Source organism: Bifidobacterium sp. UTBIF-78 (genome assembly GCF_006408945.1).
Lineage (GTDB): Bacteria > Actinomycetota > Actinomycetes > Actinomycetales > Bifidobacteriaceae > Bifidobacterium > Bifidobacterium myosotis.
This window is the reverse complement of record NZ_JFAO01000039.1, coordinates 1-12,852: the sequence shown is the minus strand read 5'-3', so window position 1 is coordinate 12,852 and position 12,852 is coordinate 1. Positions and strand designations below refer to the sequence as shown.

The following is a 12,852-nucleotide window of genomic DNA, read 5'->3' as shown; positions in this document are numbered from 1 at the left end:
TTGGGTCCGCCGTAGGCGTGTCTGTTCTTGCTGGGGCCGGAGGCGGTGCGTTAAGCGGACAGTCCGGTGGACTGTCCGTAGCGTCAGCCTGAGTGAGGCGTGAGCCGAGCGAGGGTGATGTTGGGTCCGCCGTAGGCGTGTCCGTTGTTGCTGGGGCCGGAGGCGATGTGTGAAGCGGACAGTCCTGTGGACTGTCCCACAGCATCAGCCTGAGCGAGGCGTGAGCCGAGCGAGGGTTGTGGTTCGGGTTTGCCGTAGCCGGGGCCGTTTTTGCGTCCATTTTTCGAGGACCGGATTGAACTTCGCCGCATATTGGCCATCTTCGTGGGGCGGTGATGATGCAGTAACCGTATTGGCGGGCTTTACCTGTCTTTCGCTGTGGAGACAGTGTGCTTCGCCTGCGAGCAGGAGCGAACTGCCCGTGTGATATCTCTTGTGGACCGTCCCACAGCGTCGGTCTGAGTGAGGGCTGTGCCCCCGCAGCCGTTTTTGGAGTGAAAATGGGCTGCGGGGGCACAGCTGTTTTGGATGGTAAAACGCCTCGAATCGACGTTTTGGCGGAATTCCGGGCTTTTTGCGGAATCGATGGTGCGCCCCGCAAAGCTGTTTTATCGTTACAAACGGCTGTGGGGGCACGCGGTGTGCCCCCGGACGTCGAATATCGATGAAAATGGGCTGCGGGGGCACGGATTCTTGTCCCGATAATCCCGAAAACCGGAAAAATGGATTATCGGGACAAACGGTATCGTTGCGGTGCCCATGTCAACAACGCTATGCAGGGTTATTGTCCGATGACAAGCAGAGATGGAACAATAACCCTGCATCCGTCGTGCATCCGTCGTGAGGCCATCTAGTATCCTGCGTCAGAAGTTCGTTGATTAATTCACTATCCCTCAGTCCCGCTTCGCGGGCCAGCTCGTCATGCAATTACGAACGCGCTCCGCGCAGTCAGCTGGCTCGCCTGTCGGCTCGCACGTTGCCTGCAAGGGGAGACAAAAATATGATCAACGAATTTATGACGCGGCATACTGGCGGTCATCATGCGCGATTGCCGCCGGCGCGCATCACCGTGCGGCGATGTCGTCGATGAGCTTCAGCTCTTCATCGGTGAAGTGCGTGTTCTTCAACGCGCCGATGTTGTCGACGATCTGCTGCGGCTTGGAGGCGCCGGCGAGCACGGAGGTCACCTTGCCGTCGTGCAGCAGCCAGGCCAGGCTCATCTCGGCCAGGGTCTGGCCGCGCTCGGCCGCTAGGTTGTTGAGGTCCACGATTTGCCCGTGCAGCTTGTCGGTCAGCGCCGAATCCTTGAGGAACCGTGGATCATGGGCGATACGGCTGTCGGCCGGGATGCCGTTGAGATAGCGGTTGGTCAGCAGTCCCTGCTCCAGCGGGCAGAAGGTGATGAGACCCTTGCCCAGCTTGGCTGCGGTCTCCTTGAGCCCGTTGCGCTCCACCGTGCGGTCGAAGATGTTGTACTTGTTCTGGTTGATGACGAACGGCACATGCAATTCGGCGAGAATCGCGGCGGCCTTCTCCATCGTCGGTCCGTCGTAATTGGACAGGCCGACGTACAGGGCCTTGCCGGAGTTCACGGCCTGGGCGAGGGCACCCATCGTCTCCTCGAGCGGGGTTTCGGGGTCCGGGCGGTGGTGGTAGAAGATGTCCACGTAGTCCAAGCCAAGGCGCTCAAGCGACTGGTCGAGCGAGGCGAGCAGGTACTTGCGGCTGCCGAGGTCGCCGTACGGGCCGGCCCACATCTCGTAGCCGGCCTTGGTGGAGATGATGAGCTCGTCGCGGTGGTGCTTGAAGTACTTGGCGAGCAGCAGGCCGCAGTTCTTCTCGGCCTGGCCGGGCTCCGGGCCGTAGTTGTTGGCCAGATCGAAGTGGGTGATGCCGTTGTCGAAGGCGGTGAAGACCAGCGACTTCATCTGCTCGAACGGTGTGATATCGCCGAAGTTGTGCCAGAATCCGAGCGAGACGGCCGGCAGCTTCAGGCCGGAGGTGCCACAGCGGTTATAGGTCATGCTGTCGTAGCGGTGCGGGTTGGGGATGTATGGGGTGGTCGGCTCGAACATTGAGGCTCCTTCATTGGTGCGTGTCGGCGCGTTGCCGGATGGCCGTCGGCTGGTACGCCGTTGGATGGCGCGTTTCCTGTCGTAAGCCGTCGTGCGGTGCGTCTGTGCGTCTTGTTCCGTGGGCCTGACATCGGATGCGGATGAAGACCTACGTCATCTGCGTCCATAGTCCGGCTCGCGAACGGTTTCGTTGTCGGTTATTATGGTTCCAGTTCAAGTGAACTTGAATGCAAGCAGTATGCGATGCGTCGGCGTGTCGTGATGATGAAGGAAGGTCGATGATGACGATGACTGATGCGGCTTCGGCTGTCCGGATGCCGGTGGACGAGGCGTCGGAGGTCCACGCCACCCATACGATTCGTGAGGTCGCGGCTCAGTTCCATATGCAGCCGTCGACGCTGCGCTATTACGAGGAACAGGGACTGCTCACCAATGTTGGCCGCACTGCCACCGGGCAGCGCGTGTACGAGGAATGCCATATCAATCGTCTGCGGGCGATCTGCTGCTTCAAGAACGCCGGCATGACCATCGACGACCTCAAGAAGTTCTTCACGTTCGAGCAGGACGAACCCGCCCATATCGATGAGATTCTCGAGTTGCTGGAGTCACGTCGCCGGACTTTGGACGAGCAGCGGCGCGCGCTGAACGAGGCCGCCCTGCACGTCCAACGCAAGCTCCACTACTATCAGGGCATCAAGCAGGCGCTCGACGCCGGCGGACCGTTGCCAGACTGGAGGGACTACAAGACCCGTATCTATGCCATCGACTGTTGAGAGGCGGCATGAGGCATAGGTGGCATAGATACGGGGGATTTGTCGCGAGGTCGAAGCTCCGACGGAAGACGCCGTCCGCAGGACGGTGGCTTCCATCACAGGACGGTGGCTTCCATCACAGGACGGTGGCCTCCGTCGCAACCGGTGGTCGCCGTCACAGGACCGTGATCTCCATCACAACCGGTGGTCGCCGTAACCGAGCCGTTTGGCGGACAATCCGGTGGACTGTCCGTAGGTGAGGGAAAGCGGCGGTACGCGGAACGGTTGACTGGAATCACCATCAAGGGCTGTCCGTAGCTGAGGAAGCGACGGTACCGCGACGGATTCCGACGGAAGCCGCCGTCACAGAACGGTGGTCTCCGTGGGGATCGCCGGGTCGCCCTTCATCAGGCTTTGCGCGGTGATGGGCAGCTCGGCCAACGCCTTGGCGCGGTAGTCGTGCGCGGCCATGATGGCGTCGTGTCCCTGCCACGTCGCATCGATCGAACCGTGGTCCACGAAGTCCACCAACAGATTCTTCCAGCCGTCTTCGGGCGTGAATCCGGCCAGCTTGTCCTCCGAGCCTGAGATCACATGCTCGGCCTCCGCCAGCGCGTATTCGTAGGAGCGGAACGCCAGCTTGCGGCCCGGCACGGTGGCCTTGTTCTTGGACTTCTTGGCCACCGACTGCATCACGCCGTCCGCGTCCTCTCGCTCGGTGAGCTTGTACACCATCGCGCAAGTGGGTGCGCCGGAACCGGTGACCAGCATCGTGCCCACGCCGTAGGAATCCACCGGCGCGGTCTGCAGGGCGGCCAATGCGTACTCGTCCAGATCGTTGGTCACGGTGATCGTGGTGTTCGTGGCCCCCAGCGCGTCCAACTGGTTGCGCACGCGCTGGGCCATGGCGGCCAGATCGCCCGAGTCGATGCGCACGCCTCCGAGTCCGGGGCCTGCCACCTCGACGGCGGTCTTCACGGCCTCCTCGATGTTGTACGTGTCCACGAGCAGCGTGGTGTTGCGGCCGAGGGCGTCGATCTGCGACTCGAAGGCGTCGCGCTCGGAGTCGTGCACCAGCGTGAAGCAGTGGGCGGCGGTGCCGATGGCCTTCAGGCCGTACATCTGCGCCGCGAGTAGGTTGGCGGTGCCCTTGAATCCGCCCACCACGGCGGCGCGTGCGGCGGCCACTGCGGCCCACTCGTTGGTGCGGCGTCCGCCCATGTCCATGCAGGGGCGGTCCTTGGCGGCCGAGACCATGCGGCTCGCGGCCGAGGCCACGGCGGAATCGTAGTTGAGGATGGACAGGATCAGCGTCTCCAGCAGCGTGCACTCGCCGAACGTGCCCTCGACCTGCAGGATCGGCGAGTTCGGGAAGAACATCTCGCCTTCGCGGTACCCCTTGATCGATCCGGAGAAGTGGTAGTGCTCCAGCCAGCTGATGGTCTCGGGGCTCACGACATGCCGGTCTGCGAGGAACTTCAGGTCGTTGTCGTCCAGATGGAAGCGTTCGAGCGCGTCCAGAATGCGGCCGGTGCCGGCCACCACGCCATAGCGCCGGCCTTCGGGCAGGTGACGGGTGTACACCTCGAACACGCACTTGCGGTTCGCGGTGCCGTCCCTCAGTGCGGCGTCGAGCATCGTGTATTCGTACATGTCGGTCATCAGGGCCGGCGAATAATCAAGCATCTCCAGTGCCTTTCCTCATCGCGGTACCACTTTTGGTTACGATGACTATAAGTGTAGTCGCCTGTGGCCCGTGCTGTTCCCGGCCGGCGCGCACGGCTCGGCGTACGATGGGCGTATGGCTCAAATCAAGGATCTGTTGAAGGAACATCAAATCATTCGCGCCGACGGACGTCAGGTCGACGAGCTTCGCCCGGTCAGGATCACCCGGCACTTCACCGACGCGCCGGAAGGCTCCGTGCTGATCGAATGCGGCAACACGCGCGTAATGTGCACCGCCACGTTCACGCCCACGGTGCCGCGCTGGCGCAAGGACTCCGGCCTCGGCTGGGTCACCGCCGAATACGCGATGCTGCCGCGCGCCACCTCCGAGCGCACCGATCGCGAGTCGGTCAAGGGCAAGCTCGGCGGCCGCACGATGGAGATCAGCCGTCTGGTTGGTCGTTGCCTGAGGGGCGTGGTCGACATGAAGGCGCTGGGCGAGAACCAGATCCAGCTGGACTGCGACGTGCTGCAGGCGGACGGCGGCACGCGCACCGCCTCGGTGACCGGCGCGTACGTCGCTTTGGTGGATGCGCTCAACTGGGCCGAGCGCAACCGTCACATCAAGTCCGCCGCCAAGGTGCTCAAGGATTCGGTGTCCGCCGTCTCCGTGGGCGTGATCAACGGCACGCCGATGCTGGACCTGCCCTACATCGAGGACAGCCAGGCCATGACCGACATGAACGTGGCCATGACCGGTTCGGGCACGTTCATCGAGATTCAGGGCACCGCCGAGCATCGTCCGTTCAACCGCTCCGAGCTGGGCACGCTGCTTGATCTCGCCGAAAAGGGCAACCGCGAGTTGCAGGCCGCCCAGCGCGCCGCTCTGGCGTTGGACTGAGCCGCTTCGCGTTTCGTGTCTTGCGTTTTCGCGTCTCGCGCTCGCGCCCGACACCTCACGATCAGTCCGGCTCCGTTGCCGTTGACGTCGTCGCCGTCCGAGCGCGGTCGCTGATGCCCAAGTACGGGTAGTGCCTGCAGTGCGCTCCCTCGGGCGCAGTGGCCGACGGTAAGTACGCGTCTCAACGAAGGTCTCGCGTACATACAGTCGGAAATCGTCCCCAAATCGACGGTAAGTACGCGTGACCCTCGTCAGGCCGCGAACATACCGTCGATTCCGTTCTTTTTCATCCCGGTCCACGTCCGCCGACATTCCCGCGTCACCGATACATTCGATATATTCGACGCAATCCGATACATCAGATACATTCAGAGGAGCAGAGGAGTTGCATATGAAAATCGTCGTCGCCACCCACAACGAAGGCAAGCTGGTGGAAATCCGCCGCATCCTCGAGGAGGATCTGGGCGAGGATGCCTCGGGCATCGAGCTCGTCTCGGCCGGCAGCCTGCATCTGCCCGATCCGGTGGAGACCGGCGTCACTTTCCAGGAGAACGCGCTGCTCAAGGCCCGTGACGTGGCGAGCCGCACCGGTCTGCCCGCCGTCGCGGACGACTCCGGCATCATCGTGGACGTGATGGGCAACGCGCCGGGCATCCTCTCCGCCCGTTGGGCCGGCGCGCATGGTCATGACAAGGCCAACAACGCGCTGCTGCTCGCGCAGATCGAGGACATCCCGGACGCCAAGCGCACCGCGCGCTTCCGTTGCGCCGCGGCTCTGGTGGTGCCGGACGTCGAGGCCGGGGTGGACGTGACCGGCGGCGATAAGCCGGGCGAGATCGCCGCCGTTTCGACTGCCGCTGCTACCGGGGCCGGGAACGCTACGGGGGCCACTGCCGGGGCCGCGGTGATTGGCCGGTACGCCATCAAGTCCGAAACCGTTGAGGTGGGGGAGATGCCGGGGCGAATCATCCACAAGCCGCGCGGCGAGCACGGCTTCGGCTACGACCCGTTGTTCGTACCTGACGACCAGCCCGGACGCACCAGCACCGAGCTTGATTACGAAGGCGAGCCGCTGACCAGCGCCGAGATGACGCCGGCAGAGAAGAACGCCATCTCCCATCGCGGCAAGGCGCTCAAGGCCCTGGTCCCCGCCATTGAGGCGCTGCTGAAGTCCGCGGACTGAGCGGCAACTGGACATCACAAGCCGACGCATCGGCCGGGCGGTGGGTGCCAGGCTGGCGGGTTCGATTCAGCCCGCCGTCTGGCCATGTGCGGTCATCGCCGACTTGCATACCAGGATTTTCGTGCAACAGCACTCGTATCCCACCGTCGCCCGTCGATGTCCGGTGCCGTCCATACGGCGGGCGGAATGGAGGATCGCTTCGCACGCATCCCATGGTGCGTAGAATACTGTCCCGTTGAGTGCGGCAACGTTGAGTGCGGCAATGACTATGGATAAGACGGATAAGACTGAGACATCAATGACATACGAGATCGTGACCATTACTCCGGAAGAGTTCGATGAATTCTCCATGCACCATCCGCAGGGCAACTTCCAGCAGAGTCTGGGGATGGTGAACGTCGCCAAACATCATGCCGACGCCTTCGACTTCGTGGGCGTGCGTCGTGAGGGGGCGCTGATGGCCGCCTGCTCCATCGCCTATGAGCGCGGCGGATTCGGGGAGCGCGGATACATCTGGCTTGGCCCCTTGTGTGACGCGCACGATGAGGGATTGCTCGCGACGATGACCGACGGAATCCGCCGGTCCGCCCGCCGCCATCATGCGGTGTCCGTGATCTGCTGGCCGAATCTGGTGTATCAGCAGCGCGACTCCCAGGGCGAGCCCGACGGCACGCCGGACGATGCGTCCCTGAAGACGTACGAATCCTTGGGATGGCGGCATGCCGGGTTCACGCGCGGCTACGGTGCGGTGGTGAATCGTTGGGTGTACGTCAAGGATCTGACCGGTCTCGGCGACGGCCCGGCCTTGATGAAGTCGTTCGATAAGCGTACGCAGTGGAGCGTCAAGCGCTCCCTGTCGATGGGTGTCCGCGTGCGTGAGTTGGGCATCGACGAATTGGACGTATTCGAGAAGATCGAGACGGCCACCGCAGAACGCCGTCACTTCCGCGGACGCGGACTCGAGTATTTCCGTCAGTTCAAGCAGGCGTTCGGCGACAAGTCGCATTTCATGGTGGCCGAAATCCATCTTGACGAATATCTGGCGGACATGACCGCCAAGCGTGATGCGCTCAAGGCCAAGGTGGAAGGGCTTCAGGCCAAATACGACGAGCGCCCCACCACGCGCATCGAACGTCAGTTGGGTGAGGAGGGCCGTAATCTCGCGGCTGCGGAGAAGCGTCTGGCCGAGGCCGCCGAGTTCGCCAAGGACGGTGATGTGCTGCCGGCCGCGGCCTCGCTGTTCGTGGAGCACCCGAATGAGGTGGTGTACCTCTTCTCCGGCAGTGTGGAACGATACAAGCCGTTCTATGCCTCGGCGCTCATCCAATACGAGGCCATGCTGCACCTGTGCGTGGAACGCGGGGTGAACCGGTACAACTTCTACGGCATCGATGGAATTTTCGATGATCCGGATGATGAGGGGCGTGGAGTACTCGAATTTAAGCAGGGCTTCAACGGCAACGTCGAGGAACTGCTCGGCGAGTTCACGCTGCCGGTGGACAAGCTGCGGTTCGGTGTGAGCGAGCTGGCCCATAAGGTGCTGAAGCGGTAGGCCGGTAGTCAGGGCGAGCGCGGCCGCCGTTTGCCGTCATTCTGCCAAGTCCGGTGCGATCGACGGCCCGCGTTCCGCGTTCCGCATGTTCGGTGCTGTCACGGTAAACGACGCGGTTTGCCGCGACAGCACCCCTCACACGCCCATCAGCATGTGGGCTATGGCCATGAGTACCAGCGAAATCATGGCCGTCAGCGCCAGTGAGAAGCCGGCGAGCTTGGCGTTGCCGAGCACCTTGTCGGTGAACAGCGTCGAGAAGATGGCGATCGGCGCGAGCGTGCAGATCACGGCCACCGCGCGTATCGATGCGGAGAACGGCAGCAGGAACCACGCCGCGCATGCGAAGGCGATGCTGAACGGGATGCGCCATGCCACCACGGCGAGCACTTCCTTCACATCGTGCTTCGACTGCGGCAGGTCCATGAGCATGCCCACCATCAGCATCGAGACCAAGGCGTTCGCGTTGCTCAGCGGTTGGCAGAACGTTGCGATCCATGCGGGCACATGCACGTCGAACACGGTGAGTGCGATCATCAGCAGATATGTGTCAAAGGGCACGGAACCGAAGAAACTCTTGCCGATGGTCCGCCACAGCGCGCGGCGGGCGAGCCGTTTGGCGTCCTTGTCCTTCGGCTTGACATATGGCAGGGTCGGCGCCGCGCCGGCGTGCTGTTCCGCGAGCGTCTTGCCCGGCTGGATGTGCAGGAGCTGTTGGGTGAGCACGTTGGTGCCGGCGGCCACCATCACGCAGTTGCCGATATCGAACATGGCGGCAGGCACCACGGCGCCCGCGCCCCAGAACGACTGGACCACCGGGAAGCAGAAGCAGCCGAGGTTGAAGCCCGCGCCGTTGAGCATCAGGAAGGCGCGGTCGGTCACATTGCGGTGCCGCGTGGTCAGGAAGATGAGCACCACCGGCAGCAGCGAGCAGAAGAAGGCGAAGACGGAGATCCACAGCAACGAGATGTCGTGCGGATTCGTCGCGAAGGAGTACACGATGGCACCCGGCAGCACGATGTCGAACTCGACGGTCTGCAGAATGCGGTAATCGCGTTTGCCGAACAGGCCGAAACGCCGGAACAGGTATCCGGTCAGAATAATCAACAACAGGCCGACCGGCGTCAGTATTGCAGACATGGCTCACTCCCTTACTTCATGCTCATGATAACCGGGGCCATCGCATTGCGGCGCGGCATGGAAAGCATTGTGGAGGATTGCGGAAGGAACCTGCGGATTTTAGGTGCATTCGTCATTACTTAGGCATGTTCCGGAGAACAGCGGACGCCGGCAAGGCCGAATCACTTGTGATGCGTCGGCGCGTGGCCGGCGTGCAGTCGGCGCGTATATATACCTAAGTGGCGTGGAACGTACCTAAGAAAAGCGCATAGGAAAACCGCACGGTCGGGAAGGACCTGATTCCATCGGGGGCGGAAGGGGTGCGAGAGACGGGAATCGAACCCGCAAGACCGAAGTCACAGGAACCTAAATCCTGCGCGTCTACCAATTTCGCCACTCTCGCGTGCCGGTTTTACCGGCTGATATGCAAAACCCTAGGCGGACGAACCGACCTAGGGTGGTGCTCGAGCCACTTGTCAGAATCGAACTGACGACCTGCTCATTACGAGTGAGCCGCTCTACCGACTGAGCTAAAGTGGCTTGGTTCGCGGTAGGCCTTTCGCCAGCCGCGCACAAGAAATTAAGTATAAGGCATTCTCTGGAAAAGTCCAATCGGCTGGCGTGCTGCTGTGTCGCGGCATCGGTGGGGCGGTTCTCATGGCCTGTGCCGCATTCCTTGCCGAGGCATGTCGTGTCCCGTCATGCCATGTCGCACAACGTTTATGCCGCGTCCTTCCGGCCCGTTCGTGCCCTACGGACGCGGGCATGGCGGTCCCTGCGGCGGTGCCATGCCATATGTCTCCCGTCCTTCGCCGGGCGACGAGCAGATGGTGTGCACGACGGCCGGCATAGGTCCGGTGCATTTCGGCGTATTCCGGTGGCTAATGTTGGCCAACTTGCCATCAAACGGACACTGAATGTTTTTGTTCTGTTCATGTCCGAATTTGTGAGTATTCTGTTTGGTGATACGGAACGCATCCGAGCCGTGTGCAAGGGCGCTCCAGTCACTGATGAAAGTGAAAGGAATGGAATCCTATGGCCATCAATCCGCCCGTTGACGCCACCAAGACCCCCGCGTGGGTGGCGCTGCAGAAGCATTATGACGAGCTCCAGGCCGAAGGCGTCGACCTCAAGAAGTGGTTCGCCGAAGATCCCGACCGCGTCAAGGAGCTGAGCTTCGACGCCGGTGATCTGCACTTCGACCTGTCCAAGAACCTGATCAAGCCGGAAACCCTGCGCCTGTTCACCTTCCTTGCCGACGAGGTCAAGCTCGGCGACCGCATCAAGGCCATGTACACCGGCGTGCACATCAACAACACCGAGGACCGCGCCGTGCTGCACACCGCGCTGCGTCGTCCGGTCGAGGACGAGGGCAAGTACATCGTTGACGGTCAGGACACCGTCAAGGACGTGCGTGAGACCCTCGAGAAGATCTACGCCTTCGCCGAGGACGTACGCTCCGGCAAGTGGACCGGCGTCACCGGCCGCAAGATCGAGACCGTGGTCAACATCGGCATCGGTGGCTCCGACCTGGGTCCCGTCATGGCGTACGAGGCCCTGAAGCCGTATGCGGACGCCGGCATCTCCGCCCGCTACATCTCCAACATCGACCCGAACGACCTGGCCGAGAAGACCAAGGGCCTTGACCCGGAGACCACCCTGTTCATCATCGTCTCCAAGACCTTCACCACCCTGGAGACCCTGACCAACGCCCGTGAGGCCCGCACTTGGCTGCTCGAGGAGCTCGAGGCCAACGGCGCCATCGCCAAGGGCGACGACGCCCAGCGCGCCGAGGCCATCAAGAAGCACTTCGTCGCCGTCTCCACCAACCTGGAGAAGGTCGAGGAGTTCGGCATCGACCCGACCAACGCCTTCGGCTTCTGGAACTGGGTCGGCGGTCGTTACTCCGTCGATTCCGCTGTCGGCACCTCCTTGGCCGTCGTGTTCGGCCCGGCCCGCTTCGAGGAGTTCCTGCACGGCTTCCACGAGATCGACGAGTACTTCGCCAACACCCCGTTCGAGAAGAACGTCGTGGTGCTGCTCGGCATGCTGAACGTCTGGTACCGCAACTTCTTCAAGGCCGCCTCCCACGCCGTGCTGCCGTACGACCAGTACCTGCACCGCTTCCCGGCCTACCTGCAGCAGCTGACCATGGAGTCCAACGGCAAGTCCGTGCGTTGGGATGGCACCCCCGTCACCACCGAGACCGGCGAGATCTTCTGGGGCGAGCCCGGCACCAACGGCCAGCACGCCTTCTACCAGCTGATCCACCAGGGCACCCAGCTCATCCCGGCCGACTTCATTGCGTTCGTCAACACCCCGAACCCGACCAAGGACGGCGACCAGGACGTGCACGAGCTGTTCCTCGGCAACTACCTGGCGCAGACCAAGGCCCTTGCGTTCGGCAAGACCGCCGACGAGGTCCGCGCTGAGGGCACCCCGGAGGAGATCGTCCCGGCCCGCGTGTTCACCGGCAACCGTCCGACTACCTCCATCTTCGGCGTGGCTCTGACCCCGTTCTCCCTCGGCGAGCTCATCGCCCTGTACGAGCACATCACCTTCGTCGAAGGCACCGTGTGGGGTCTGGACTCCTACGATCAGTGGGGCGTTGAGCTCGGCAAGCAGCTGGCCAAGCAGATCACCCCGGCCATCTCCAAGGATGACGAGGCCCTGGCCGCCCAGGACGCCTCCACCCAGAGCCTGATTCAGTTCTACCGCGCGAACCGCGAGTTCTGATTTTCGCTCCGCTTCAATCAGAACTCGTGGTTCGCTGCGCCGCGCAGTGTTGGTTTGGTGGCCGGTCTGGCGACCGTCCACGCCGCGAGTTCTGATTCCACTTCGTTCCGATCGGAACTCGTGGTTCGCTGCGCCGCGCGGTGCTGGTTTGGTGGCCGGTCTGGCGACCGTCCACGCCGCGAGTTCTGACTTCCTTGGAGTCCCCTCTGATGAAGGGACTCTAGGTATAAAACCGCACTCCGATTGTTGGACTGGAATGATTCCGGTTCAGCAATCAGAGTGCGGTTTTTGCGTCTGAGGTTCACCTGACCCTAGTGTCCTGTATCGGCAATTCGTTGAATAAATCGTTGGCTCCCCTTGCGGGACCGTTACCGTGAAGCAAGCGGCGGAGCTGTTTGCGGGCAGCGTGCGAGCCGGCAGTCGAGACGGCAAGCCGCGCGCGGAGCGCGTCCATATTTGCAGAGCGAGTTGGCCCGCGAAGCTGGATTGAGGGGTAGTCATTTCGTCAACGGATTCAGCCAACGGATTGATGGCGCAGGATACCGGGCGTCGCAATCTTCGCCTCACAGAATACCTAAAGTTGAACGCATGGCGGTGTTCTTCCGCTTACGGCCGTCAAGTGCCTGTGGCCTCGCATGGTCAAGAGCCATAGCGGCTTCGATGCGACTCCACAGCGGCTCAGGATTGGGACGCAAATGCAAAATCAGCGATTCTGCACTTGCGGCCCACTCGGATTCGGGACGCAAGTGCAATACCGGCGAAATTGCACTTCTGTCCCACTGGCAAGGACTGCAAATCCTTGGAATTCCGCCATTCCTCAATAGCCTCCAAGCGGGCGAGCGAAAATGAGAGCGGGACGCAAGTGCAAAATC

The 12,852-nt window shown here is 62.3% G+C and carries 8 protein-coding genes and 2 tRNA genes; 5 read left to right on the top strand and 5 right to left on the bottom strand.

All coding sequences use genetic code 11. The features are described 5' to 3' along the window. Positions 1-1,064 precede the first annotated feature (1,064 nt). Positions 1,065-2,075, bottom strand: a complete 1,011-nt coding sequence (locus BG22_RS08625) for an aldo/keto reductase (protein WP_140494829.1) — start codon at positions 2,073-2,075, stop codon at positions 1,065-1,067. 287 nt (positions 2,076-2,362) lie between these two features. Between BG22_RS08625 and BG22_RS08620 the strand changes: the two genes are divergently transcribed. After that, positions 2,363-2,848: a MerR family transcriptional regulator gene (locus BG22_RS08620; protein WP_258186293.1), complete on the top strand. Its 486-nt coding sequence runs from the start codon at positions 2,363-2,365 to the stop codon at positions 2,846-2,848. 342 nt (positions 2,849-3,190) lie between these two features. On the opposite strand, the gene BG22_RS08615 is transcribed toward BG22_RS08620, so the two are convergent. Next, positions 3,191-4,513, bottom strand: coding sequence for a nicotinate phosphoribosyltransferase (locus BG22_RS08615; RefSeq protein WP_094667011.1), 1,323 nt, complete (start codon positions 4,511-4,513; stop codon positions 3,191-3,193). Between the two features lie 115 nt (positions 4,514-4,628). Here BG22_RS08615 and rph point away from each other — a divergent pair, with 115 nt between their 5' ends. The 3 genes from rph to BG22_RS08600 all read left to right on the top strand — a co-directional run bounded on the left by rph (position 4,629) and on the right by BG22_RS08600 (position 8,128). After that, complete coding sequence (gene rph / locus BG22_RS08610) at positions 4,629-5,393, top strand: ribonuclease PH (RefSeq protein ID WP_140494827.1); 765 nt, start codon at positions 4,629-4,631, stop codon at positions 5,391-5,393. A 391-nt stretch (positions 5,394-5,784) separates the two neighbouring features. Then, a complete protein-coding gene (locus tag BG22_RS08605) occupies positions 5,785-6,576 on the top strand; it encodes a non-canonical purine NTP pyrophosphatase (protein WP_140494825.1) in 792 nt (263 codons plus the stop codon). A 298-nt stretch (positions 6,577-6,874) separates the two neighbouring features. Continuing rightward, on the top strand, positions 6,875-8,128 hold the full coding sequence (locus BG22_RS08600; RefSeq protein ID WP_375137715.1) for an aminoacyltransferase: 1,254 nt from the start codon (positions 6,875-6,877) through the stop codon (positions 8,126-8,128). Positions 8,129-8,263: 135 nt separating this feature from the next. On the opposite strand, the gene BG22_RS08595 is transcribed toward BG22_RS08600, so the two are convergent. The 3 genes from BG22_RS08595 to BG22_RS08585 all read right to left on the bottom strand — a co-directional run bounded on the left by BG22_RS08595 (position 8,264) and on the right by BG22_RS08585 (position 9,784). Beyond that, a complete protein-coding gene (locus BG22_RS08595) occupies positions 8,264-9,265 on the bottom strand; it encodes an AEC family transporter (protein ID WP_140494824.1) in 1,002 nt (333 codons plus the stop codon). 300 nt (positions 9,266-9,565) lie between these two features. Continuing rightward, positions 9,566-9,647: transfer RNA gene (locus tag BG22_RS08590), tRNA-Leu, on the bottom strand. A gap of 64 nt (positions 9,648-9,711) precedes the next feature. Further along, positions 9,712-9,784 (bottom strand) — tRNA-Thr (locus BG22_RS08585). Positions 9,785-10,279: 495 nt separating this feature from the next. On the opposite strand from BG22_RS08585, the gene pgi reads away from it, so the two are divergent. Then, complete coding sequence (gene pgi / locus BG22_RS08580; protein ID WP_140494822.1) at positions 10,280-11,980, top strand: glucose-6-phosphate isomerase; 1,701 nt, start codon at positions 10,280-10,282, stop codon at positions 11,978-11,980. The last annotated feature ends 872 nt before the right edge of the window (positions 11,981-12,852 follow it).

Coding starts and splice junctions, on each gene's coding strand:
- BG22_RS08625 (WP_140494829.1), bottom strand. CDS start 2,075: ATGTTCGAGCCGACCACCCCATACATCCCCAACCCGCACCGCTACGAC.
- BG22_RS08620 (WP_258186293.1), top strand. CDS start 2,363: ATGACTGATGCGGCTTCGGCTGTCCGGATGCCGGTGGACGAGGCGTCG.
- BG22_RS08615 (WP_094667011.1), bottom strand. CDS start 4,513: ATGCTTGATTATTCGCCGGCCCTGATGACCGACATGTACGAATACACG.
- rph (WP_140494827.1), top strand. CDS start 4,629: ATGGCTCAAATCAAGGATCTGTTGAAGGAACATCAAATCATTCGCGCC.
- BG22_RS08605 (WP_140494825.1), top strand. CDS start 5,785: ATGAAAATCGTCGTCGCCACCCACAACGAAGGCAAGCTGGTGGAAATC.
- BG22_RS08600 (WP_375137715.1), top strand. CDS start 6,875: ATGACATACGAGATCGTGACCATTACTCCGGAAGAGTTCGATGAATTC.
- BG22_RS08595 (WP_140494824.1), bottom strand. CDS start 9,265: ATGTCTGCAATACTGACGCCGGTCGGCCTGTTGTTGATTATTCTGACC.
- pgi (WP_140494822.1), top strand. CDS start 10,280: ATGGCCATCAATCCGCCCGTTGACGCCACCAAGACCCCCGCGTGGGTG.